16 protein-coding genes are annotated in these 25,697 nt (G+C 47.7%); 11 read left to right on the top strand and 5 right to left on the bottom strand.

Features of this window, described 5'->3' with window-relative positions; genetic code table 11:
- Positions 1 to 35: 35 nt before the first annotated feature.
- Positions 36 to 3,323: an autotransporter assembly complex protein TamA gene (locus ACFI32_RS02950; protein WP_462625013.1), complete on the bottom strand. Its 3,288-nt coding sequence runs from the start codon at positions 3,321 to 3,323 to the stop codon at positions 36 to 38.
- Positions 3,324 to 3,740: 417 nt separating this feature from the next.
- Between ACFI32_RS02950 and ACFI32_RS02945 the strand changes: the two genes are divergently transcribed.
- The 7 genes from ACFI32_RS02945 (at position 3,741) to ACFI32_RS02915 (ending at position 13,124) form a co-directional block, all read left to right on the top strand.
- The gene (locus ACFI32_RS02945) at positions 3,741 to 5,069 is read left to right on the top strand and encodes an MFS transporter (RefSeq protein WP_462625012.1); all 1,329 of its coding nucleotides are present in this window, start codon (positions 3,741 to 3,743) and stop codon (positions 5,067 to 5,069) included.
- Between the two features lie 196 nt (positions 5,070 to 5,265).
- Positions 5,266 to 5,904, top strand: coding sequence for a 2-polyprenyl-3-methyl-6-methoxy-1,4-benzoquinone monooxygenase (coq7, locus tag ACFI32_RS02940; RefSeq protein ID WP_462625140.1), 639 nt, complete (start codon positions 5,266 to 5,268; stop codon positions 5,902 to 5,904).
- 231 nt (positions 5,905 to 6,135) lie between these two features.
- Positions 6,136 to 7,131 (top strand): tetratricopeptide repeat protein, encoded by a 996-nt coding sequence (locus ACFI32_RS02935; protein ID WP_462625011.1) that lies wholly within the window; start codon positions 6,136 to 6,138, stop codon positions 7,129 to 7,131.
- A 276-nt stretch (positions 7,132 to 7,407) separates the two neighbouring features.
- The gene (locus ACFI32_RS02930; protein WP_462625010.1) at positions 7,408 to 9,894 is read left to right on the top strand and encodes an esterase/lipase family protein; all 2,487 of its coding nucleotides are present in this window, start codon (positions 7,408 to 7,410) and stop codon (positions 9,892 to 9,894) included.
- 513 nt (positions 9,895 to 10,407) lie between these two features.
- Complete coding sequence (locus ACFI32_RS02925) at positions 10,408 to 11,907, top strand: cytochrome ubiquinol oxidase subunit I (protein ID WP_462625009.1); 1,500 nt, start codon at positions 10,408 to 10,410, stop codon at positions 11,905 to 11,907.
- The gene (cydB, locus tag ACFI32_RS02920) at positions 11,907 to 12,923 is read left to right on the top strand and encodes a cytochrome d ubiquinol oxidase subunit II (RefSeq protein ID WP_462625008.1); all 1,017 of its coding nucleotides are present in this window, start codon (positions 11,907 to 11,909) and stop codon (positions 12,921 to 12,923) included. The genes ACFI32_RS02925 and cydB overlap by 1 nt, the downstream gene beginning before the upstream one ends.
- Before the next feature lie 84 nt (positions 12,924 to 13,007).
- Positions 13,008 to 13,124, top strand: a complete 117-nt coding sequence (locus ACFI32_RS02915; RefSeq protein WP_406621521.1) for a DUF2474 domain-containing protein — start codon at positions 13,008 to 13,010, stop codon at positions 13,122 to 13,124.
- Positions 13,125 to 13,240: 116 nt separating this feature from the next.
- Here the strand turns inward: ACFI32_RS02915 and murU are convergent, their stop codons facing one another.
- Entirely contained in the window at positions 13,241 to 13,975 is a 735-nt protein-coding gene (gene murU, locus ACFI32_RS02910; RefSeq protein WP_462625007.1) for an N-acetylmuramate alpha-1-phosphate uridylyltransferase MurU, read from the bottom strand.
- A gap of 49 nt (positions 13,976 to 14,024) precedes the next feature.
- Entirely contained in the window at positions 14,025 to 15,122 is a 1,098-nt protein-coding gene (locus ACFI32_RS02905) for an aminoglycoside phosphotransferase family protein (RefSeq protein ID WP_462625006.1), read from the bottom strand.
- 528 nt (positions 15,123 to 15,650) lie between these two features.
- Between ACFI32_RS02905 and ACFI32_RS02900 the strand changes: the two genes are divergently transcribed.
- Positions 15,651 to 18,773 carry an LPS-assembly protein LptD gene (locus ACFI32_RS02900; protein ID WP_462625005.1) on the top strand — a complete coding sequence of 1,041 codons (3,123 nt, stop codon included), beginning with the start codon at positions 15,651 to 15,653 and terminating at the stop codon, positions 18,771 to 18,773.
- Positions 18,774 to 18,937: 164 nt separating this feature from the next.
- A complete protein-coding gene (locus ACFI32_RS02895) occupies positions 18,938 to 20,323 on the top strand; it encodes a peptidylprolyl isomerase (protein ID WP_462625004.1) in 1,386 nt (461 codons plus the stop codon).
- Positions 20,324 to 20,773: 450 nt separating this feature from the next.
- Here the strand turns inward: ACFI32_RS02895 and ACFI32_RS02890 are convergent, their stop codons facing one another.
- On the bottom strand, positions 20,774 to 21,910 hold the full coding sequence (locus tag ACFI32_RS02890; RefSeq protein ID WP_462625003.1) for an endonuclease/exonuclease/phosphatase family protein: 1,137 nt from the start codon (positions 21,908 to 21,910) through the stop codon (positions 20,774 to 20,776).
- A gap of 396 nt (positions 21,911 to 22,306) precedes the next feature.
- Here ACFI32_RS02890 and asd point away from each other — a divergent pair, with 396 nt between their 5' ends.
- On the top strand, positions 22,307 to 23,431 hold the full coding sequence (gene asd, locus ACFI32_RS02885) for an aspartate-semialdehyde dehydrogenase (RefSeq protein ID WP_462625139.1): 1,125 nt from the start codon (positions 22,307 to 22,309) through the stop codon (positions 23,429 to 23,431).
- 115 nt (positions 23,432 to 23,546) lie between these two features.
- Here the strand turns inward: asd and ACFI32_RS02880 are convergent, their stop codons facing one another.
- On the bottom strand, positions 23,547 to 24,206 hold the full coding sequence (locus ACFI32_RS02880; protein ID WP_462625002.1) for an SOUL family heme-binding protein: 660 nt from the start codon (positions 24,204 to 24,206) through the stop codon (positions 23,547 to 23,549).
- Between the two features lie 235 nt (positions 24,207 to 24,441).
- On the opposite strand from ACFI32_RS02880, the gene tgt reads away from it, so the two are divergent.
- Positions 24,442 to 25,593: a tRNA guanosine(34) transglycosylase Tgt gene (gene tgt, locus ACFI32_RS02875; RefSeq protein ID WP_462625001.1), complete on the top strand. Its 1,152-nt coding sequence runs from the start codon at positions 24,442 to 24,444 to the stop codon at positions 25,591 to 25,593.
- Positions 25,594 to 25,697 lie beyond the last annotated feature (104 nt).

Raw genomic sequence — 25,697 nt, 5'->3', positions numbered from 1 at the left:
TGTAAGCCCTGCCATCATAACGCCATCCTCACCCATTATAGCGGCGAGCCAATAAAGAAGTGCAATCGTACAGGGATGTTGTCTTCTGTCACGCCTGCTGCAACATCGACTCGCACGGTACCAACTGGCGTGGCATAGCGTATACCAACGCCGACGCCCACTTTGGTATCGGCCTTGAAATCTTTGTCATAAGCATTACCCACATCAGAGAATATCGCGCCGCGCAGTCCAGGCTTGAACTCATAGTTATATTCAGCACTGCCCACCGCCAGTATTTGTCCACCGGTCAAATAGCCCTTTTCGAGTGGCGATAAGCTATTGTAGTCATAACCACGGATGCTTTGATCGCCGCCTGCAAAAAAGCGCAGCTTATACGGTACATCATAAAAGTCATCCGCCCAAATATAACCAGTCGTGAGTTGACCCAAAACTTGGTGTTTGTTATCTGTACCAAAGCTATAAATACCGCTCAAACCAGCTGTCACAATCGCCATATCAGTATCACTCAGTACTTTGTCACTGCCTGCCTCGATACTGTAATATTGACGAAAGCCTTGCGTTGGATTGGCGATATTGTCCACGTTGGTCTGACTCATACCGTAGCCAAATAGCAATGCCTGCTGGCTGGGGCTTGATGAGGTAAAGCGTACTGGCAAGTCTTTTAGTGCCGCACCTTCAACGCCCGTCTCAAGCTCATCTAAGCGGTAACGCACAAAGTAGCTGCGATCCCAGCCGTCTTCGTCATGAATATTGCGTGCAGCCCGTGCCTTTAGCGTCTTGGTCGACAAGTCAAAGTTACCCTCACCTTGATCGATCACCTCTTCTTCATACGTCAGACGTCCCTCAAGTTTGTCATTGAGCGGATGCTGCCATGGGCGGCTGGCATAAACGGTGATATTCTTGTTAATCCGAGATACAGCCGCTTCCGCACCTGCCTGATAGCCCTGACGGTTGAGCAAATTGTAATCGATTTTGGCGGTGGCGCGCACACCTGTATCGGTGCCATAACCAATACCCAATTGTGCATCACGCGGCTTCTCTGATGAGACAAAAACGTATAACGGTACTTTTTTGCTCGCTTGGACTTCGGCAGGCGTTTTACGCCCAGCAAGGGTTGGCGGTACAAAGTTTTCGTCTATGACAGGCTCGTCATCAGGAAAGATTTTTTGTGCCACATTACTGATAGAGTCACTGATTTTACCTAAGATATTCTTGGCACTCGCTGGCTTCTCATCCAGTACCCGATCATTGGGCAATCGGCTCAATCGATCAGCTTTTTGCTTAACCGCTTGCAGCTTTTCACTGGTTTCTTCATCAACCTCAAAATCAATAGGCGCGATATCGGCTGCATTGACCGCCGCGCCACTTGACGTTTGCGCGTTGCTGCTGTCATCGTCGGCATTCTCAGTTGCGGCCGTATCTTCCTCACTGTCAGCCGACATCATTGCGGTGCGTGCCCTACTTGATTCGGCATTGTCAGCACTGCCATCGCGCGCCAGCAAGTCGTCGCCAACATCGTCATCGAGCATATCACCGTTTGATGTGTTGCTCGTAGACGTGTTATCAAAAGCCAGTGTACTGCTCTCACTGCGCTCATCTGGTGGCAAAATGGTCTCAACGTTGACCGTATTAAAATAGCGCGTCGCCGATAAGCTGTTACTAAAATCGGTAATGTCAGGACGATAAAACGGGTCACCCGCTTGGAAGTCAAACAACTGGCGCAGCAGCTTCGGCTCAACAGGTAATTTGTCGGGGTCAGTGGTCAATGTGCCTGACGCGCGATCATAGGTAAAAAACACCACATCATCAAACTCATAACGCTGACCGGTGTCATAAATCAGTGACACATCAGCGGTATTATCAGGCAAGATGATATCGACTGATTTGTTCAACCAAAAGGCGTCAAAATAGCCATACGTGTTGCTTAGCGACTCAAGTGCCGCCTTACTGCTCTTGTATACACGGTGATTGAAAACCTCACCTTCTGTCGGTGGTAAATTGTCCTCCAACGCTTGGTATTCTTTTTGCTCACTACCCTCACCCCGAACATCAACAATCTGGCTGTCCACAAGAACGGGCTCACCAAGCTGTTCGATAATCACATCGATACGATCTGCTTTGGGCTGACGTAAGCTCAGCGTCACATCATAATACCCAACTGCACGTGCAGCATCCAGTGCCGTTTGGCGCAGGCGCGGCAACGCGGCAGTAAAATCTGCCACAGACTGTACGTTGGTATCATCAAGCGCTGCCTTAATGTTACTGATTGGCTGCGTGTCAGTATCTGCTTTGACCAGTTTGGGTGCGGCATTGGTACCTTTGGCAGCTTGCTGCACATAAATGGTGGTGTCCACATTGGGTAGCGCCACATAGCCGCCATTGAACAAGCGATTGTATGTGCGTTTGATAAAGTTGCTACTGTTACGAGCGCGTGGCTCATCGTCATCAGCCTGCTCGATACTGGCATTGATGGCATCATTCTCGGTATCCGCCTCATAATCTGGCAGATAATCATCAGGGTTGATATCGGTATTTGACGCATCAGTGGTGGGCAGCGTGATGTCGTCAGCACTGGCAACCTCACGGTCAGGGTTAGATATCCCATTTGAAACATCATTAGCTGCTGTTTGGCTACTGACACTGTCGCTCACCTCAATTGGACGCGACATCACTTCGGCAATCTCAGCAGCGCTTTGGTTGGCACCTACGGGAGTATTGATGCCGAGTGTGTCTAAATTGGTCGGTGCGGGTAGGTTAGCCGCGTCCAAGCTGGTATCGAGACCAAGCGGCGGCTGATGACTCTCTAGTGTGGCGACTGGCTCATCAAAACCAGCATCATTCAAGGTGTTAGCTTGTGCCAGCTCACGCTCAATTTGCTCAGGGGTCATCATCTGATAACCTTGCTGCTGTACCTGCTTGGCCTGCTGCTGCAAGGTGGTTTGATTGCCATCCGCACTGTTATTGCTATTACCGTTCTTATTGCTGCTATTGACATTAACATTGGTGACGGGTTGTTTTGGACGCTTGTTTTTGGGCGGGATACCAAGCGTTTGTTCAGCATAGTCGTCTAAGACAGACTGCTCAATGATGTTCTGCTCTACTGCTTTTTTAAGGTGCAGCGCATCTAACGCCGCATTCAACTGCTCGTCGCTGTCTTTACGACTGGTAGCACTGGCACTGTCTACAGCATTATTGGTTTCTGCAGCCAACGCAGGCAAGGCCCCAAATCCGACTAGGCTACTGGCAAGCGCCCTAAACAAAGTGGTACGCACGAATGAACGACTGCAGCGATTGCCGACTGGCTTTGATAACTGACGACTCATGGTGGCTGACTTCCTATCATTTCAAGCGGCGGGACAATCATGACGACAGCTGACGTCAGTATTTACCGGTGGATATATTTGTGGCGCTGAGCAATCATAGCAGCTCATGCGATTGACTGGTTATAACGGCGCACTCTCTTAGCAGGGTTTTGTCTGCTATTGGCGACCTCTATATTATTGTGCAGATTATGATACTGATGCACAAAATTTACAAATCATAACTGAGTTAATTTTCAAATCATAGCACCTGACGCATGTATTTGCGCCAAAGCCTTGCTATTATACGGCGTAACGGTGACAAAACCCATGTTACACTTAGATAAGTTTTTGATTATATTAATAATAATATCCGCGTGAAACACAGTGTACCCTGCAACCCCAGCAGGTGCAAACGTATATTGCTTTGTAGGAGCCCTCATGGCCAGTCAGTTTCAGTTGTTCAAACATCGCCGTTTTAGCGCCATGTTTTTTACCCAGTTTTTGGGTGCGTTTAATGACAATGTGTTTAAGCAAGCCTTGATATTGGTACTGACCTATACCGCCGCCAGCCAACTTGGAGTGGCCGTCAGTATTCTTAACAACTTAGCAGCCATGCTGTTTATTTTGCCTTATTTTTTGTTTTCGGCATTGGCAGGTCAATTGGCAGATAAATATGAAAAATCCAAGTTGACTCGATTTATCAAGCTGCTTGAGCTGGTCATTATGCTGATTGCAGCGGTCGGTTTTGTGTTTGAGTGGTATCCACTGCTTTTTGTGGCGCTGTTTTTGATGGGCACGCATTCGACTTTTTTTGGCCCGATCAAATACGCGTATTTGCCGCAGGCCATGCAAGATGATGAGTTGGTCGGCGCAAACGGATTGTTCCAGATGGGCACCTCGCTGGCAATTTTGCTGGGTATGATCATCGCAGGCGTGCTCACGCAGTTGCCCCAGTCGCTATATTGGGTCAGCGCCACGGTGGTGATTGTGGCGATTTTGGGTTATTTGACGGCGCGTTTTATTCCTATGACGCCTGCGATGCAGCCTGAGCTGAAGGTCAACTGGAATATTTTTACCACCAGTATGGCGACGATTCGCTATTTATATTCTTTGCCATTTTTGTTTTTTGTGATTTTGGGCAACAGCTGGTTTTGGTTCTATGGCGCAACCTTTTTGACCCAGACGCCAGAGTTTAGCAAAGTCATCTTGCACGGTGATGAGTCGGTGGTCATTTTTCTTTTGACCCTATTTTCGGTTGGGGTCTCTATCGGTTCGCTACTGTGTAAATCTTTTACCAAAAATCAAGTCAGCTTGCGCCTTTTGCCTTTTGGTATTGCAGGCCTGAGTATTTTTGCCATCGATTTGTATTTTTCTTTATCAAGCTTGAGTATTGATGCTGCAGCGCTGTTTGGCATTACTGATTTGTTTAGCGTGGCGGGCAGCTGGCGGGTATTTGCTGACTTATTCTTTTTGGGTTTTAGTGGCGGCTTATATATCGTGCCGCTGTATGCGTCGATGCAGGCTTATGCGCCAAAAAGCCACCGCGCACGTATCGTGGGCGCGAACAATATCTTTAATGCCATCTTTATGGTCAGCTCAGCGATTTTTGCGATCGTACTGCTAAATACCCTTGGTCTGTCATTGCCGCAGCTGTTTTTGGTCACGGGCGTGCTGAACATTGTCTTTGGTCTGTTTTTGTATAAAAAACTCAATCAGCACATTAAAAATGCCGTGATTCAGACCAATGAAGATGCGCCTACGGTTTAACGCTGTCATTGGTCAGTCAAACGAGCAATAAAGACGACAGTAAATAGAATTGATACGCAGGCGACCAAGATTGTTTGTTATTATCCTCTATACCAATGCGCTCATGGCATTGTAAACTTACGATAAAAGTGGGCTTATCGCCAAATAAGCGTCTCTTTTGATCTCAACTGTTATTTTACAGGAGCTATTTATGGCACTGCGTTCCTTATCCCGAACTGACCAGTTGCTACTGGGTGTCGATAAAGCGCTGCGGGCAGTCGTACCGCACTCCAACCCAAGCACACGCCCACTGCCTGTCAGCAGTGACAATATTCCTGAACTCAGCATCACTGAAGCGCGCCATGTCGCAGGCTTGATGCGCATCAATCACACAGGTGAGGTGTGCGCGCAAGGGTTATATCACGGGCAGGCATTTACGGCCAAAGATGAGGCGGTCAAGCAGGCCATGCAGCATTCGGCAGAAGAAGAAGTCGATCATCTGGTCTGGTGTGAGACGCGACTGACGGAGCTGGGCAGTCATCCGAGTATCTTTACTCCGTTATGGTATGGTATGTCATTTGGTTTGGGCGCATTGGCAGGGGCCATCTCTAACGATTTTAGCTTGGGCTTTGTTGCCGAAACTGAAGCGCAGGTCAGCGAGCATTTGCAAGACCATATCGGTCAGTTGCCACCGCAAGATATTCGCTCTAAAGAAATATTGGCACAGATGGATATTGAGGAGCTGCATCATCGTGAGCTGGCGTTAGAAAATGGCGGCGCAGCCTTATCCGCACCTGTACGCCACACCATGCGCTGGATGGCAAATCGTATGAAAGCCACGGCTTATCATCTGTAACGTTAGCTAAGGTTTTGTCATGTGCAAGGAGGTACTGGCACAACCGCCTAGGCTATCAAAGTGAGGTGGTTAACAATCCTACTATTGAGAGGGTTTGTCCGAATTTGCTAGGGTATGAAAAATTTGCGCCCTTTTTTGATCGCTTTTTCATCAACAGCTGATATATTAATATATTCTGTCGTATGCGCTGACGCTATATTAACACGACAGGTAACTAAGGTAAGGACTGCTATGAATGCTAAGACCCAAACGATAACAAACATCCCTGCTTCGACCTCACGTCCTATGGCGGCGTTGACCGCATTAGCCACTGCGTGCGCGATGCTCTTGTCTGTCTCCGCGACCGCCGCACCTACGACTGGCGCAACCAATGTTCCAAGCGCTATCGATTCGAGCAAGCGCGTGGTTCGCCTTTCCTCAGGTTCTCAACCAGCAGCAAATGCTCAAGCCGCGCCACCTATTTTGCGCCCTGTTGGCACAGACAATGATAACGCCACCACCCGTGTCTATCAAAACGCACCGATCAGTAGCACTGGTATCGATGTCAGTCAACTGTCTCGCATTCCTACGCCGCAAGTACGCATCTCTGATATCAGCTTTGTCCCCACTGTTTTAATTCCACAAAAACAAGGGCTGGGCACAGATAAAATTGATGTCAGCTTACTCGATGACTTTATCACAAAAGCCTCACCAAACGCGCGTCACTACCCACCCAATTTCCCCAACCGCTCACAGCGCTACTACACGCGTGAAAAAGTCAAAGCCATGTCAGAATGGATCGAGCCATATGCGAGCGCGCCGAACGCCTCTTACGATGTGTTATTGCGTGCCGCTAAACTGAATGGTATGGGGCGCAACTTAGACTTAGGCTCAGATTTTGCAGTACGTGCAGGCACGTATATTGACCGCGCCATCAAGCTCAAATCGGATAGTGCTGAAGCCAACTTCTTGTATGGCATGATGCTGTCAGAAGGTGGTGGTTTTAAAGAAGGTAAAAAATACCTAGATCGCGCGGTAAATCTGGGCTATACAGAAGCTGAGCAAAGCTTGGCACAGTCGGACCTGCTGAGCGATCGCCGCTCTCAAGCATTAGATCGCCTGCGCCGCCTTGAGCAGCGCGAGCCTAATAATGGCATCATTCGTGAGCAAATCAGAATGGTTGAAAACGGTGAATATTACATTTGGGACATTCCAGCCCCAAGCATCAGTATCAAGCCTAGCAACTGATTGACCACAAGCAGATGACGGTTGCTGCCTTGCCAGCAACTGATCAATAACGCAGTCGCCTGATATTGATAGGTTATCAATCATCAAGCGACTGCGTTTTTTTGTCGCGATAGATCGCGTTGCGGCATTACACTGTCAGATAAACGGTACGGCAGGCTAGTACGTACCTATCTATCTATAGCCATACATCATTCGCAATAGCAACATCTCAGTCACCGACGGCGCACGCTTATACTGTTTGTACGCGTTAACCATGACCCAATCAGAGGGCCTATCATGACACCTATCAGCCTTGTCGCTTCGATGACAGCGCCTGCCAAAAACACGTCCTATTTATGGCCCAGCGTCGTTATGCTCAGCGCAGCTATAGCCGTACTGCCTGCGTGCAGTGTGGTTTCTGTCAGTAAGCAGGCGTCCGCCAAAACCATCTCCGCCCAGCGCGGTAATATCGTTACTGAGAACAAGTTGAGCAGCGATACTGCCTCCACCTTACGCTCTGCAGGCTTGAATGAGCAGGCCTGTTTTCAGCAGTTTGATTTGTGTTTGGATCAATTAACCGACAGTATGCTCAACCAACACTATCGACCTGAACTGGCAATTTTCTCCGAATTGCACTACGCCAAAGCACGCCAACTTGCAAAATCCTCTGCGTGCCGCGATGCTCTTGCTCGTCCACCTTTAGACCCTTATTATGCCAATGCCGACCCCACCGCTGAACAAGCTGCTGAGCAAAAACAAGCGGCCAGTCGCTGCTTATTGGACTATCAAGCGCGGTTGTTTGATGCGGTCAAATACAGCTATACCTATTTGTTCTATGACAGCTTGGCGCATGACTTTGAAGGTGCCAAAAAACACAGCAGTCGCTTTGCGCCGCCAAACCGTATTCCCAGCGACTTGGATATCCAAACACAAGACATTTATAACGCTGCCAGCAATGACATCATCACTCAACTGTATACCACAACGGGTAGTGCTTATAAGTTGATGGGTGATACCAAAGTGCGTTATCTGCCCATCGCCGATCAGTTAGAAGACAGCCGTGCAGCATCAGTGGCGAACCATGCCCCCATGCGCGGCGCAGCCACTGATCAAGTGCAGGTGATGCAAACCCAAATTGGCAATTATCATCTAAATACCTATCTGCCCAACGAAAACAATTATTTGCAAAATGCGCACAAACAAACCTCAGCCTTAGCAGATCTGGTATCAACGTATGAGATACGCCTATCTGGACTTAACTCTATCAGCAAACGCCCTGGGCTAGGCATCAGTCTGGTGGCCTCATTGGACGATCGCTATACCACCACCATCAAGCAACTGCTGGTATCGTCTCTCTCAGGCAGACTGTCACAAAACGATAGTGATGAGGAACGTGACCCTCACACCGATGATCCCAGCGCGCGTATCTATCCCACAGGGCATTTACTCATGACAGGCCTTATTCAGCCTACAGGCTCCAGCGTGCTTGACGTACTGAGCAGTAATCAGTTAGACGTGCATTTATATAACCCGTATCGCAGCGAGGGCGTTACTATTTTGGGCGATGAGTACCCACTGGCAGCCAATTTTTCAGCGGGCTATGGACTGTGGCTGTCTGAAAACCAATTGGACGGTGTCGGCTATCTGAACTTGCTGGCACATAAAGAAGAAGCCAGCCTGCCTAAGCTGTTTATGCTAGAGCCTTATGATCCCAACAAGCGCGTGATCATCATGATTCATGGCTTGGCATCCAGCCCTACCACATGGGTCAACCTCACCAACGACATCTTTAATGATGACAAATTGCGTGATAATTACCAAGTGTGGCAGATTTTTTATCCCACCAACTTACCTATTTTAGAAAACCGCTATCAGATCCAAAAATTGATCGAAACCACCTATCAACAGACTGACCCCAGCGGCCAAAATCGTGCCAGCCAGCACAGCGTCATTATCAGTCACAGTATGGGTGCGGTCATTGCGCGCATGATGCTTTCAGATAACGACTTGCGTCAAAACCTTGACCAGTTAGATGACAACAGCATCATCGCCAGCAACAGCAAACGTCAAATCGACACCATGCTCAGAGCCGCTTTTGACAACGAGGATTTGCGTCAGCGCTTCACACTACAACCCCTACCACAGGTGGATACCGCCGTATTTTTGTCCGCGCCGTTTCGAGGTACTGACTACGCCGATCGCTGGTTTACCCGTGCCATCCGCCGCATCATTTATCTGCCGATCAGTGTCATCAAAACCGTCACTGACAACCTAACCACCATCGCCACCGAAGGTGAGCTGGCAGACAATCCACTGGGCGCATTGTACCTTCAAAACGGGGCCAGCCAGCTCAGTGACAAGTCCTCTTTTATCAAGTTGACTCGCGACATTCAAATCGATAAGCACATCACCTACCACACCATCATTGCCAGCAATGACGAGGACATCACGCAAGGCTTGGCGCAAATGCAGCCAAGTGGCGCAAAAATCGATCTCTCAAAAGCCCTGCCTAAAGCCAATGCGGTTAACGAAAACCAAAATGCCAGTAGCACGCCAGCGTCATCAGCAAACGAGCGTGATCCGCTGATCGCCTCGGTAATGGTGAATAAAGGCATCAATAGTTCTCTCACCGCACGCTTATCCGATGGCATTGTGCCGTATCGCAGTGCCCATTTGGATGGCGCAGCTTCTGAGACTGTCATCAGCGGCGGCCACAGCATTCAAGAGAACCCACAAACCGTACTCAACCTACGACGTATTTTGCATCAACAATTGGAGCAATAAGTATCGCAAAGATACCTATGGCGATAAGCCGTATAACGATTATTGATGGTTATCGCCGCCTAATTGTATAAGCATTGTAAACAATGAAATGGCAATTTGGCATAAAAAAAACACTGTTCTTATTATTTATATTCATAATATATTAATAATCATAATGTTAGCCAAATTGTCTGAAATATTTACCGACCTTACCCAAATATTTCGCAATGCATCGCTTTGCGACCATCCTCACACACAGCTTGCGTGCGTGTTTAGGGAAGCGCATAATGTCTTGACGTTACATTTTTGTCATTTTTATACACTAAAAAGGTTTATTACTGTCAATTTATACGGATATAAATGACTCACATCACTTAAATAGTGTGTCGCCTTGCAATATTGGGTCTTAGGGTATTGCTTGCATCTCAGCACTTGGCTATTGCCCGTACTACTTGTCCTTTTGGTCTGGGACAATTACTTGAGCGTATCATGGACGCTAGCGCCCAATCGGCTAACAGATAAGGGTAACCATTTATGTTTGCTACGTTTATGATCGATCAAATGGATGCGCTGCTATTGGCACGTATCCAATTCGCTTTTGTTGTCTCCTTTCATATCGTCTTCCCCGCTTTTTCTATTGGACTTGCCAGCTGGCTGGCCGTGCTTGAGTTTCGTTGGTTAAAGACAGGTAATCCTGTTTTTGCTGAAGTCTACAAACACTGGGTAAAAATATTTGCTGTGGTCTTTGGCATGGGCGTGGTCTCAGGGGTGGTGATGTCTTACCAATTCGGAACCAACTGGGCTGTATTCTCCGACAAAGCCGGTAACGTTTTAGGCCCACTCCTCGCCTATGAAGTATTGACCGCCTTTTTCCTCGAAGCTTCCTTTTTGGGCATCATGCTCTTTGGGTGGGGCCGTGTCAGTAAACGCATGCACTTTATCGCCACTGCCACTGTCGCTATTGGCACACTGATATCAGCGACTTGGATTTTGTCAGCCAACAGCTTTATGCAGACACCGCAAGGCTTTATGATCGGTGCAGACGGCCTGCTTTACCCCACCAGCTGGTTTGAGATTATCTTCAACCCCTCATTCCCCTACCGTTTAGCCCATATGGTGACCGCAGCATTTTTAACCACTGCGTTTGTGGTCGGTGGTATCGGTGCGTATTATTTGCAATCCAAAAAACACGTTGAGCACAAAAAACATGGTCAAGTGATGCTCGGCATGGCAATGATTATGGCCATTTTTGTGGCACCAGCGCAGGCCTTGATTGGCGATGAGCATGGGCTCAACACCCTTGAGCATCAGCCTGCCAAAGTGGCAGCGATGGAGGGTATTTGGGAAGATGAGCGCGGCGCGGCTTTGCGTCTGTTTGCGATTCCCGATCAAGAAACGCAGTCTAACAAATACGAAGTCAAGATCCCTTACGTCTCAGGTTTGATTTTAACCCACTCGTTAGATGGTGAGATTAAAGGACTCAAGAACTGGGCGCCTGAAGACCAACCACCTGTTATCATTGTGTTTTGGGCATTTCGTATCATGGTTGCCATTGGTATGCTAATGGTGCTGGTCGGTCTGTTTAGTGCCTTCAAATATTTCAAAAAACAACACTTCAATCCTGACAGCAAGCTATTTCACCGAGCGTGGATGATGATGACACCACTTGGCTTTATCGCGCTCCTTTCAGGTTGGTTTGTCACCGAGACTGGTCGCCAGCCATGGACTGTATATGGCGTTATCCGTACCGCTGAGAGCATGTCACCACTTGCCGCACAACAAGTGGCCACCACATTGATCGGCTTTATCGTTGTGTATACCTTTGTCTTTGGTGCAGGCAGCTTTTATATCCTGCGCTTGATTGGTCAAGGGCCAAAACCATACGCAGATCCTGCAGAAGATAATTTCTACGAGCATTCAGTAACTGAAGGTCAAGGTCGTACGCTCAGCGGCGATAATGATCCTGAAAGTAACACCACTGAACCGAACGCCGATACACCTGCAAATGATGTCGATGATGGAGGGCTACGCTAATGTTTAACTTCGGTGATGTATTAGATTTACCTCTCATTTGGGGCGGACTTATTGCGCTTGCGGTCTTTATCTATGTACTGCTAGATGGCTTTGATTTGGGCTGTGGTATTTTGTTTCCCTTTGCAGGTTCGGACAAAAACCGTAGCCGCATTATGAACTCCATCGCGCCGTTTTGGGACGGTAACGAGACGTGGCTGGTATTGGGTGGTGGCGGTTTGTTTGCTGCCTTCCCAGTAGCCTATGGCATTATTATGACAGGGCTATATTTGCCTGTGTTTTTGATGTTGGTTGGTCTGATTTTGCGCGGCGTGGCTTTTGAATTTCGTTTTAAAGAACACGACCACCGCTATATCTGGGACACGTTGTTTTTTGTCGGCTCGCTGATGGCTGCCTTTTTCCAAGGGGTGATGCTCGGCTCGCTGGTTCACGGTCTTGATGCGAGCAACCGCTTGTATACGGGCGGGCCTTTTGATTGGTTTACACCATTTTCGATGGTCAGTGGTATCGCGGTCATCATTGGTTATGGATTGCTCGGCTCGACATGGCTGATTCTAAAAACCGAACATAAATTACAGGTATGGGCTAGAAAAGTATCTGGGTGGTTACTCTCAGCACTGGTGGGCGCGATGGTGGTGGTCACTATCTTTATGTATTTCTCAGATATCGACGCACTTGAGAACTGGTTCACGCTCGCACGTCTGCCTTACTTGGCACCCATGCCGATTATTGCTCTTATACTGTTTTTTATCATGCGCAAGGATCTCAAGACAGAACGCGAATACCGTCCATTTTTATTGACGGTGGCGTTATTCTTGATGGGTTACATTGGTGTATGTGTCGCGATGTTCCCTTATATCGTGCCTTATCAGATGACGCTACATGAAGCCGCGGCTGCCGATACCTCGCTATCCTTTATGCTGGTTGGTGCGGTGATTATGTTACCGATTATCTTAAGTTATACCGCTTATGCTTATTATGTTTTTAAAGGCAAAACAGACCACGAGCATATGTATTGATCAGAATATATTAATATTTTCCCAAGTGCAGTCGTCATCAACGCTGATGGCGTCTGCAGCACATTTATCAGACAAGAGGTTTGTATGAAAAATTTGAGTAAAAAACAAAGCCAATGGGCTTGGTTTATTGGCTTGTATGTCGCAGGGTTTTTAACCATTTTTACGATTGCACAGCTTATCAAACTCGCTATGGGCGTCTAAGTACAGCGCTCATATCCATCAAGCCCTAACCGTCAAACCACAGTGCGCATAAAAACGCCGTAGGGACAACGAGAAATATCGTTGCCCCTACGGCGTTTTTGGTGTTATAACTCAGGCTATTTGCCGCTGTGTTCACCTGCTCCTTTTTTAGCGATAAAGTCATTGACCTGCTCTAGACGCTCAGGCGTACCGACATCGATCCAGTTATCGCTCATTACCTCAGCAGTCACCTGAAACTTGAGCATTGCTTGTTTGAGTAACGGCGCAAGCGGCGCAGGCTGACCTGCGGCCAACCCATCGACCAAGCGCGGCGATACCACGCTGATGCCTGCAAAGGTATATTTGTCTGCGTCAGCAATAGGCTGCTCACTGGCCAAACCGTTGTTAATGGCAAAATCGCCACCGCTGTTGTGCTCAGGGTTGTCAATCAGTATCAAATGCGCCTGCTGATCAGTGCTCAGCGTATAGCCTGTTAAGCGTGCAAAATCAAACGTCGTCCAGACATCAGAGTTGACCAAAACAAACGGCTCATCTCGCAGTTTACCTGTTTGCAGCGCCTGAAAAATACCGCCTGCTGTTTCTAATGGCTCATCATCCTCCACAGACCAATGCAAACGCACACCATACTGCTCACCATCGCCAAGCGCGTCCATCAGCTTGTCCGCAAGCCACGAGGCATTGATGGTAATGTCGGTAATACCAGCGGCTTTGAGCGCCTTGATATGCCAAACGATCAGCGGCTGACCGCCCACTTCGACCAAAGGCTTGGGCGTATCTAGTGTTAGCGGACGCAAGCGTGTGCCCTTGCCTGCAGCCAAAATCATGGCTTGTGTAATCGTCGATCTAGACATGCTTACTCCTGTCTTTATTATTTATATCATTAATTTGGTTGAGCATCATCTACGCTGAAGGAAACTTGTCTTTGTATGCAGGCATGACTGTGTCGTGTAGCCATTGATTGAAAGGTAGGATAGCACGCTTTATCGCGTCATCACCTTGCTCCGCCAGCCAATTTAACTCGGTGATTAAATCACGCATGACTTTTGGAATGTCAGCCAGATAGCGATCTTTGCCATCGCGCTCAGATAATCTGATAAAAATACCCAGCACTTTTAAGTGGCGCTGCACGCCCATGACATTCACATCGTTTTCAAGCTGAACCCTATTGTCTGCTGTGGTAAGCGAGTGCTGCTGTTGCAGCTGCCAAAAATCATGTATCCATGCAGATATTTGCGATTCTGGCCATTCAACATAAGCATCGCGTACCAGTGATACCAAGTCATAGGTATACGCGCCAATTACGGCGTCTTGAAAATCAATCACCCCTAAGCGCGAGGGGTTGGCCTGATCCTGCATCAAGTTACGGCTGTGATAATCACGATGAACGATCACTTGTGGTTGTTGCAAAATCTCATTCACCAACGCCGATTTTAAGTCTTCCCATACGGCGTCATTTAAATTCACGCCAATATAAGGGACAAACCACTCGCTAAACAGATCCATTTCACGATCCAATAACGCTTTATCATAGAGTGGTAATGGATAAGGCGCTTGTACGGGCAGTTGCTGCAAGGCGATTAGGGTATCTAGCGCCATTTGATAATGGTCATCCACAGTTTCAAGCGGCACCTCAACCAACAAGTGCGCAAACTCAACCGAGCCAAAATCTTGTAATACCAAAAAGCCTTTACTCACCTCTTGTGCGATGATGGTAGGTACATTGACGGCAGGCAGCATCAGTTTGGCGACATGAATGAACTGACGCATAGCATCTTGCTCATCTGCAGAATCCATGACAATATAGCGGGCATCTGGCGCGTCGTTCAGTTGAATACGGTGATAACGGCGAGCACTGGCATCACCCGGTAAGCTCTCCAGCACAAAGTCCTGCTCAGCAAAAATCTGCTGGAGCCACTGCGTCAGCTGCTGCTGGCGAGTCTCAGGAGCATGGAGAACTGTACTATCATGATCAAAAATGGGTTGGGCATTGTCATTCATAAACTGTCACTCACAAAGGGCATCGCAGGTTGACCATCGTTTGCCTGTCACCACAGCAGTGACAAGCCCTTACATATAAAGATAAGCCATCACTGACTAAAACAGTGATAACTCAGAAGAATACTTGCTAAAATGATGAGCGGCAAATCAAACTGCGCCGCCAATCAAAAACGCTATTATGCAAAAACGGCGTAGTAGCGCCATAAAATCTGCCGAACAGTGTAGCTGATTTGCTTTTTTTTGACTATGATAAGTCGTCAAAACAAACATGACAATCCTCATTAATCATCACAAACGGCGCTGGCAGCGATGCTATTACACGACTGATAACAGTCATCGGATCTGACAATCTGTGCCTGCTTTGGGTTATTAATGATATATTAGACCGTATTCACGATATTGTTGGTCAATGCCACAGGCAGTTCTCATACTGCCACAATGCTTTACGTTTATGTGCCTTATCTGCGGTGATGTATGGTGTCTTATACCCGCCGCACTCGAATCGGCTCTGCAATCATAGGTGTGCCCTTGTTATATTCTCCGCTTTACCAAAGCATTCGTTTGATTTTATTTGGTGCTTTAGGCCTGACTGTGAGCGCTGCTGGTGCCGCCGTCAACCCGCCAGCGCCCAAACTGACCATCAGCGAGCACACCGTTATTACACGCAGCCACTCAAGCGATGCCGCTCCAAGCAGTGTGCCGACACAAATGCCAGCCATCAACAGTGAGGGCAAGGAGACACTTGCAGCCACCCAAACGCTGGAGGCAGCAAATGCCCTACCTGATGCCTCTGTCTCGACGACGTCTACACGCGAGTCACCTACCCAAAGTATGAACAAGGGCGGCATAGACACTAGCGATTTTGTTGCTGACGCGCCGCCTGCCGATGAGGTGGTTGCGGCAGACGCTGGCGATGATACAACGGTCACACCAAACCAAACAGCGACCCAGCAAAAAACATACCTCAAAGCACCATCAAGAGCACAGCAAAACATAGCCACCGATCCTGCACTGGATAATAGCGAGCTTGATGTCAGTGACGAGAGTATTCAAGAGAGTTTGCAGCGCTTGGCTGAGTTTTATGAGCTGCGTCCCAAATCAAATGACGCCGAAAACAGCGGAATGTCAGCACAGGACAGCCACACAGCTACTCACGATCAAGGTGAGCCAACGCCCGCCCCAGCAGACGATATTAAGACACCAAACCTTGCCGAGCCGCAAACTATTGAGCAGTTGGGCACCAACCTAAACCCATTTTCTAATACCGTCGATAGCGCTCAGCGCTGCGAAGGACAATGGGTCTATCCAAAGCCCAATCCCAACTATCAGCGCGCCCTCAATGAGGCCAACCCTCAAGGTGCCACTGATGTCAGCGCAGTACCCAACAATCAGGCACCTTTATTTACAGAGTCTGACTATGGTTATTATGACAACGTCGACTATGCCGAGCTGTCGGGCAATGTGGTGATTAACCAAGGCACACAGCAGATTGAAGCGGATAACATCGTTATCGATCTGAGTAATGGCGTGGCAGGGGCGCAAGGCAAAGTCAGATTCACCGAGCAGGCAATGAGCAATACCGCCACCCAATCCTCAGACCAGTCTTCAGATGGTAGCCGCCTATCACTTACTGATCGCTCAGCTCAAGGAGGATTGATTGGGGTGGCAGACAGCTTGGCCTACAGTACCCAAAACGGCCAGACCACCGCTTACGGTGTGGCCTTTACCAGCGTGCCCCTACAATCTCACGGCTATGCCAAACGCCTCAACCGTCCCAATGAGAGTCAGTACGAATTAGATGAAGTCATGTTCAGTACCTGCCCGCCGACCAATCGCAAATGGCAACTTGAAGCCAAAAGTATCGATTTAGACACTGATACTGGTCGCGGCGAAGCCCGTGATACCACCTTTCGTATCGCTGATATTCCCGTGTTTTATTTGCCCTACTTCAACTTCCCGATTGACGATCGGCGCAGCTCTGGCTTTTTATTGCCCAGCGCCAGTGTCGGCAGTGAAAGCGGTCTTGAGGTTAATGTCCCTTACTACTTCAACCTTGCACCCAACTATGATGCCACGCTAAACACCCGCGTTTATAGCAACCGCAACCCCATGCTGTCAGGCGAGTTTCGCTATCTGGACGAACAATACGGCGAAGGAGTATTTAATGGCTCGTACTTGCCTAACGATAGAGAATATGATGGCAAAGATCGCAGCAGCTTTTTTTATGATCATTATTGGTCATCAAGTAGCATTCCTCGCTTGAGCGGTGACGCCAAATACAGCTATGTATCCGACGCTGACTATATCAATGACTTTGACACCTTGGGGCTATCGGACAACACACTCAACTTACCCAGACGCGCGCGTCTGAATTATTACAATGACTATGTCAATGGCGAACTGAAAATTGAAACCTTTCAAACCCTGCAAGCCTTTACCGACAGTCAAATGGTGTTAGAAGACAAGGACAAGCCGTACTCTCGTTTGCCGCAATTAGAGCTGAACTATCGCTTGCCGTGGTTTGAGCGTTTTGATGTCAATGGTGTACACGACTCAGCTTACTTTAAAAAGTCCATTGATGACGGCTCTGAAGCGGAAAAAAGCGGTGTCCGTATTTATGATAAAATCAGTGCCACCTACCCAATGGAAAATGCATGGGGCTATGTCAAACCAAAGCTCAGCTTACAGCATTTGTATACCTCATACGACCAAGACAGCCTAGAGGACAATAACCTAAATGATAGAGACGGTAGCCGCTCAGTATTTGTACCACAAGCAAGTATTGATGCAGGATTACATTTTTATCAAGCAGGCTCACCCTTTGGGACATTTGATGACTCGCTCGGTGGTTATCAGCTGCTCAGCCCACGTCTAAAATACACTTACTCACCATATGAAAATCAAAACGACATTCCTAACTTTAATACCCGTATCGCCTCAATCAACTATGAGCAGCTGTTTTCTGACAGTTGGTTTTTGGGGCACGATCGCTTGCAGGATTTGCATGCCTTGACCCCTGGCGTTAACTATCGTTACATCGATGCAACGGGCGTGACACGTTTTGATGGTAGCATTGCAGAGCAATTTTATTTTGATGATGGTCGTGTCACTTTAGAAGACCAGCAGCCTGTTTTTAACGCCTCATCATCAGGTATGGTTTGGGATGCAAGCACACAGCCTTATAACAATGTTTGGGTGGATGTGAGCGGTGCGTTGACCACCAGTTACGATCTCAACTATGTGACCACAGAACTGCGTTATCAGCCATCCATGAACAGCTTGTTCAACCTTGGCTATGTCAAACGCCAACGTGATGACAATACCAATCAGCTGCCATTATCCGCCTTTACTGCCTCAGCTGTGTTTCCAGTCAATGACAACTGGCGCATATTGGCACAAGGCCAGTACGATCATCGCCGTAACAAAGTACTCGACTCACTCGTCGGTATTGACTACGAAGATTGCTGCTTTGGCTTCGCTGTTTATGGCCGCCGTTATTACAATGACTTGAACATCAAAGACAAACCAACACAAGCCGTTATGGCAGAGATCAGACTGAACGGACTTGGCAGCAGTAGTAGCCGCTTAACGCGCTTATTATCTGACAAAATACTGGGATTTGAGCCGGTACAAACTGCTTGGAAAGACTAACGTATTGGCAAGTGGTTATAGAACGCGATAGACTTACGCAAAATTATAGGCAAATTTATCTTGTTTTTGACCGCAGGTATAGCAAATAGCTTACCTGCAGTACTGACAGAGCAGATAAAAATGACCAACTACCATCCGATGCGATGATATTGATGAGGAGCATCATGAGATTTTTTTCTTTACGTCAGACCAGCCGTGCTGTGTTGTTTTCGATGAGTACCAGCACTGCGCTGTTGCTTGGCGTGCAAGCGCAGGCAGCAACCACACCAAACACAGATGCTGCCAACCAAAGCACTGCTACTCGCAGTGCGCCTGCGGCTAACAGTGACGGCATCATCGCACTGGTCAATGATAACGTGATCTTAAAAAGTGACCTCATTAACGCGATTGAGCAGACGCGTGCACGGGCACAAGCCGCTGGTGAGCCTATTGCTAACTCAGCGCAGCTGCAATCAGAGGTACTAAATGCCTTGATATTGCGCGAGCTACAGCTGTCACTGGTCAATCGTGTCGGTCTGCGTCCAGATGAAGCTGCTATCAACCAGCGCTTGGCTCAAATTGCCCAAGCAGAAGGCCTGCCAAGCCTAAGTGCCCTTCAGCAGTATATGGATAACGCGCAGCCCGGCAGCTACGCAGGACTACGCGCAAAACTGATAGAAGACGCGGCCATTCAATCTTTGCAGCAACGCCAAGTCGGCAATCGTGTGCGCATCAGTGAGCAGGATATCGATGCGTTCTTGTCCTCACCTGAAGCCAAGCGCCTTAATCAAAGCGAATATCAAACCATCCACGTACGCGTCCCTTATATCGATGATTATAGCCGTCTGTCACAATCGCAGCGTGATGATGCGCTGGCGGTGGCAGAACGTCTGCGTACCCGCTTACAAGCGCCAAACGTCGATGTGGCAGCTGCCATTGCCCAGACGCAGGACAATTATGCTTTGCCCATTCAAGGTGGTGACATGGGCTTTCACAAAGCCGCCAATCTCCCTACAGAACTATCAAGCGAGATCACCAAGCTTGACGTTGGCGAGGTCAGCCAGCCGCTAGTAACGCCTGAAGGTATTGATATTATCAAGCTTGCAGATAGAAAAGACAGCGGCGATATGGTAATCCCGCAATGGCACACGAGTCATATTTTGGTTAAAGTCGATGACTTACAAACCGATGCGCTTGCCGAGCAAAAAATCAATGACTTGTACGAGCAGTTGCGTCAGGGCGCAGATTTTGAAGCGCTTGCAGCGACCTATTCTGATGATCCTGGGTCTGCAGGACGTGGCGGCGACTTGGAATGGGTCAGTGAAGGCGATATGATTCCGTCTTTTGAACAAATGATGAAACGTACACCAGTTGGTGACTATTCTGCACCTTTTAAAACTCAGTTTGGCTGGCATATCCTCAAAGTTGAAGATACCCGTCAACAAGACGTGAGCGAACAATACCGACGTAATATGGCACGTCAAACATTGTACCAACGCTTAGCACCGCAAGCCAAGGAAGACTGGCTACAAGAGCTGCGTTCAGGTGCTTATATTCAAGTGTTAAACTAAGATACGCTAGGGCGTGTCCCTAATCTCAAAAAAATAATTTTATATGTTAATAAAAAAGGTATGTGCTGATGCACATGCCTTTTTTTACTGAATTTTTTTGGACATGCTTATTAAAAAATAAAGATTGATGGGCTGGGAATACACTGCTTGGCACTATCTGCCAGCGCTTATGGTTTGTCAATGCACTGCCAGTAATCACGAGACAAGAAAAAACCCGAACCTAGGGCGATTGGTTCGGGTTTCGGGTGTCATATTATTATTATTATCTCTTCCATGGCGACTTATCCTAAGTCATAAACAGTAACGTATAAGACAGCGGGCTGACCTGTACTTGTTTTGCTACTGCCTCAACACTGCATCCTTGCCTATCCTTGTGTTGATGGTTGTATTGTATGCCGATCTAGCATAGACCACTAGCCGCCAAAAGCGCTATTTGATGTACGCTTATGCTTACACGCATTCTTTTTTCAAAGCAGCGTCAGCATGATCTTGTGAGACTTTATAACCTTCTTTTTTGCCCTCTTTTATCTTGTTTTCGGTCTCTTCAATATCTTCCGGTTCAGCACTAGGCGCATTTTTTTCTTGTTCCTTCGCTTCCTCTGGCTCATATTGTAGCGTCGTCATCACAGGAAAGTGGTCAGAGCCGATAGAGGGCATACGCTTGATATCAACCACAGTAAAACAGGCGCTATGAAAGATATGATCAAGTGCCCAGCGCAAAAAAGGATAGTCGGCATGAAAGGTATTGATAAAATGACGCCCAATCCTCGGGTCTAATAGTCCTGAAATCCGTTGAAAACGGCGCGTGGTTTGAGACCATGCCACATCATTCAAGTCGCCTGCCAAAATCGCTGTCTGATTTTTCTCCTTGATATGGCGACCGACCATCAGCAGCTCAGCGTCACGCGTGGTTGACTTGTCTGCCTCAGTAGGGCTTGGTGGCATCGGATGCAAGCAATACAACCAAATCACGCGCCCACCTTGCAAGCGCAGCTGCGTATGAATCGAGGGGATGTCATCGATCATCAAATAGTTGACCTGCGGATCAATCAGCTCAAGCTTAGAATACAGATGCATCCCATATAGATTATCCAGCGGAATTTTTACCGTATAAGGATAACTTGGCTCAACCGACTCCAGCGCTGTCTCCCACTTCTTGTCTGACTCTAACGTGATGAGGATATCTGGTTGTTTTTCATTGACCAGATCGACCAGCTTTTGCTTATTTTCATTAGGGGTTAAAACATTGGACACCATCAATTTGAGCTGGTGTACCTCACCTTCTGGCTTATCTTTGGCATGTTTAACTTCCTTTTTCCAGAGTCTGGTGTATGGCAACACCATACGCAGCTGAAAAATGAGCGCAATACTCAGTGCACCGAACAATAAAAGCTGCCATGTCTGCCACTGTGACAAAAAGAACAACATACCCACCCAAGCGACTATGCCCAGTACCAAAATCTGGATACGCGGGAAATCAACCATACGTACCCACCAATGATCGAGCGGTAGCAAGCCCCAAGCAGTGATAAATGCCACAAATCCGGCCAAGGATAGCACGCCATAATAAAGTAAAGAGAAGTCCATAAGGTATGTTGATCCATTATTCAGTGAATGATTTGAGCGAGCATATTGTAGCAACTGTCAGCACAAGCCATATATCCCTGCTTACTTTAGCACTTAGACACCGCGTCGCCTACTGCTTATCATTGATTCTCATACGCTTGTCATCAAAACACTACACTTAGCCTGACCAAGTTCCATCAAGCGCTACCCAGTCATATATATGTCTAGTGCTTAACCGCTTATTCTCATCGACATACTTTTTTGGTATAAACAAAAGTTATCATAGCCATAGCGATTATTGAGCAAATTTTGGCCACTATCGCGCAAAAGCCCTTGCTTTTTATGACTATTCACGGCATTGTTATCTGTCGATATGGTCAAAAACAACTGTAATAAGGATTGAGTTTAATGAGCAACTTGACAGTAGGCTTGGTAGGCTGGCGCGGTATGGTCGGTTCGGTATTGGTAGAACGTATGCGCGAAGAAAATGACTTCGCAGGCATCACCCCTGTATTTTTTTCAACCAGTAACGCAGGCGGCGCAGCACCAAGTTTTGATAACATTACCGCAAGCACACTCAAAGACGCTCATGATATTGATGCGCTCGCAGCATGCGATGTGATTATTACCTGCCAAGGCGGCGACTATACCAAAAAGGTGCACGCACCGCTACGTGCTAGTGGCTGGGAAGGTTACTGGGTTGATGCGGCCAGCACCTTACGCATGGAAGAGAATAGCATCATCGTCTTAGACCCTGTTAACCGCAGTGTCATTGATGATGCGCTAGCTGGTGGCACAAAAGACTTTATCGGCGGTAACTGCACCGTCTCTCTCATGTTAATGGCCATCGGCGAGCTGTTTAATAGAGGCTGGGTTGAATGGGTCAGTGCCATGACCTATCAAGCCGCCAGTGGCTCTGGTGCCAACAACATGCGTGAGCTGATCAATGGTATGGGTGTATTGCGTGATGCGGTACAAGATGAGCTGGCTAATCCTGCAAGCGCCATCCTCGATATTGATAAAAAAATCGCCCACACTCAGCGTTCTGCAGGCTTCCCAGTGCAGTACTTTGGTGTACCACTTGCAGGCAGCTTGATTCCTTATATTGATGCACAGCTAGACAACAAGCAATCAAAAGAAGAATGGAAAGGCGGCGTCGAAACCAATAAAATCCTTGGCAACTCAGCAGAAGATACCATTGCGATTGATGGTATGTGTGTTCGCGTCGGTGCCATGCGTTGCCACGCGCAAGGCTTAACCATTAAGCTCAAAAAAGACATTCCTTTAGAGGACATCGAAGCGGCGCTGAAAAACAGCGGTAATAAGTGGTTGGACGTAGTCGAAGACGACAAAGAAGCGACCATGAACCGTCTAACCCCTGTCGCGGTGACAGGCACGCTAACAGTGGCATTGGGCCGCTTGCGTAAGCTTAACATGGGTCCTGAATATTTGGGGGCGTTCACTGTTGGTGACCAGCTCCTATGGGGCGCAGCAGAACCATTACGTCGTATGCTAAATATCATCCGTGAGCAAAACAGCTAAAAAAACAGCTGGACTGACCACCCAATGTTTCATCATAAAAAAAGACAGCAATGGCTGTCTTTTTTATGGTTTTAATATCATGGCAGAGCTGCAAATCTATCTATTGATATAGCCGTTACGGTTGCTCATAGGCAATCATGATTTCATTGCGACGCATAAATGGTAACGTCCAAGGCGGATTGTAACGAGCCAGCTCAGGCTCACCAGTTGCGATCAGATTTTGCTCTTCCATCCAAGACTGTAACGCCTTAGTTTTCGCAGCGACTTTTTTGCTGCCTGCCAATCCTGAAAATTTAATCACACCATATGTCTGTGCTGGCACTTCCTTAATCGTGATATCTGGATTGTTCGGCTTGGGCAGCGTTTGCATTGTATACTTACTGGGCATGGTAAACTCTACGCGCCATTTACCATCTTCTTGCTGCATACTCACAGGCGCGGTCATCGCAATTTTCTGTGACTCACCCTCATCTTTTTGGTTGTCAGGCTGCATGGTCACAGGTGCGGTCATGCTGATTTTACTGCTGCCACCTGTGGGCACCGTATTGTTACCAAAGATATAATCCGCTAAGATTTTAAAGCCAGCACGGCTGGCACTGTCTTGATCGCCGCTTACCCACGTTTGGGCAACCAATTGCTCATCATAATGGCGTAACTCAAAATCATCCGTTTCTGCCAATAATGTATACTCTGGCTCTTCTGTATCAGCAGCCACAGCTGCTTTTGATATCACCAATAGGCCGCCCAGCAGTAATAAATAACCTGTTTTTTTCATATGATGTCTCCAGTCTTTCAAAGTAGGGTCTGATGATTTTATTTTAATAATCTCACCAGCATGTTGCCTACTCTAGCAACTGGACGCTCGCCCTGTCTGTGTCATTTCGGTAGTGACAACCTTGTCTGACTGTGCAGGCGCGGCAATTGTAGAAGAAGGGCATATCGCCACCCCAATCAATCAGTAGCAATGCTATAATTGGTGTCATTTTCATAGCTCAGATAGCGATTATTTTATGCAGTTTACTCTTCACAAAACCGCCAGTGGCGACACCCGCGCCCGTCGCGGTACCGTTCATCTTAATCATGGTGATGTCCAAACGCCAGCCTTTATGCCTGTCGGTACTTATGGCACAGTCAAAGGCATGCTGCCCCGTGATATCGAAGCCATTGGTGCCGATATCATTTTGGGCAATACCTTTCATCTGTGGTTACGTCCTGGTACCGAAGTGATTGATAAGTTTGGCGGCCTGCATAAATTTATGCATTGGGACAAGCCTATCTTGACGGATTCGGGTGGCTTTCAAGTTTTCAGTCTGGGCGCGATGCGCAAGATTACTGAAGAAGGGGTTAATTTCAAATCCCCCATCGATGGTGCCAAGGTATTTTTATCCCCTGAAAAATCGATGCAAATTCAATATAGCTTGAATTCAGACATCGTCATGCAGTTTGATGAATGTACCCCCTATCCTGCAACGCACGAGGAAGCAAAAAAATCTTTAGAATTATCACTGCGTTGGGGCCAGCGCTGCGTGGATGAGCACAACAGACTGGGCAGTACCAATGCCCTATTTGGGATTATTCAAGGCAGTATGTATCCTGATTTGCGCAAGCAATCTCTTGAAGGTCTGCTAGAAATTGGCTTTGATGGGTACGCAATCGGTGGTCTATCGGTTGGCGAGCCAAAAGATGAGATGATGGATGTGCTCGACTATATCCCAGATGCGATGCCAGCAGACAAGCCGCGCTATTTGATGGGTGTGGGCAAGCCCGAAGACATCGTAGAAGCGGTGCGCCGCGGCGTCGATATGTTTGATTGCGTCATGCCGACCCGTAACGCGCGTAATGGTCATTATTTTGTGACAGGCGACACGGATAATGCTGGTGTGGTACGTATCCGTAATAGCCAATATCGCAATGATGAAGGCCCACTAGATCCTGAGTGCGACTGCTACACTTGCCAAAACTTTAGCCGCGCATACCTCTATCACCTAAATAAGTGTAAAGAGATGCTTGGCGCGCAGCTGGCGACCATTCATAACTTACGCTATTACCAACGTTTGATGCAAGGCATCAGAGACGCCCTCGAACAAGATCAATTTGATGGATTTGTTAGCGAATTCTACAGCAAGCGTGGTCAAACGGTCCCTGAGTTAAACTTGCGCTGATTCAACTATGGTTCAAGCATTGTTTCTTAAGATGCAAACACAAAAATGCCAGTCAGTTTTTCTGACTGGCATTTTTTATTCATACATTTAATCAGGGTTAGTGA

It is taken from the genome of Psychrobacter sp. PSi21, from assembly GCF_054960615.1.
This window is presented reverse-complemented; position numbering and strand designations above follow the sequence as displayed.

Bases quoted from the DNA above. Each gene is read 5' to 3' on its own strand.
- ACFI32_RS02890 (WP_462625003.1), bottom strand. From the start codon at position 21,910: ATGGACTTCTCTTTACTTTATTATGGCGTGCTATCCTTGGCCGGATTT.
- ACFI32_RS02930 (WP_462625010.1), top strand. From the start codon at position 7,408: ATGACACCTATCAGCCTTGTCGCTTCGATGACAGCGCCTGCCAAAAAC.
- ACFI32_RS02880 (WP_462625002.1), bottom strand. From the start codon at position 24,206: ATGAAAAAAACAGGTTATTTATTACTGCTGGGCGGCCTATTGGTGATA.
- ACFI32_RS02945 (WP_462625012.1), top strand. From the start codon at position 3,741: ATGGCCAGTCAGTTTCAGTTGTTCAAACATCGCCGTTTTAGCGCCATG.
- ACFI32_RS02905 (WP_462625006.1), bottom strand. From the start codon at position 15,122: ATGAATGACAATGCCCAACCCATTTTTGATCATGATAGTACAGTTCTC.
- ACFI32_RS02935 (WP_462625011.1), top strand. From the start codon at position 6,136: ATGAATGCTAAGACCCAAACGATAACAAACATCCCTGCTTCGACCTCA.
- murU (WP_462625007.1), bottom strand. From the start codon at position 13,975: ATGTCTAGATCGACGATTACACAAGCCATGATTTTGGCTGCAGGCAAG.
- ACFI32_RS02915 (WP_406621521.1), top strand. From the start codon at position 13,008: ATGAAAAATTTGAGTAAAAAACAAAGCCAATGGGCTTGGTTTATTGGC.
- tgt (WP_462625001.1), top strand. From the start codon at position 24,442: ATGCAGTTTACTCTTCACAAAACCGCCAGTGGCGACACCCGCGCCCGT.
- ACFI32_RS02925 (WP_462625009.1), top strand. From the start codon at position 10,408: ATGTTTGCTACGTTTATGATCGATCAAATGGATGCGCTGCTATTGGCA.
- ACFI32_RS02950 (WP_462625013.1), bottom strand. From the start codon at position 3,323: ATGAGTCGTCAGTTATCAAAGCCAGTCGGCAATCGCTGCAGTCGTTCA.
- ACFI32_RS02895 (WP_462625004.1), top strand. From the start codon at position 18,938: ATGAGATTTTTTTCTTTACGTCAGACCAGCCGTGCTGTGTTGTTTTCG.
- cydB (WP_462625008.1), top strand. From the start codon at position 11,907: ATGTTTAACTTCGGTGATGTATTAGATTTACCTCTCATTTGGGGCGGA.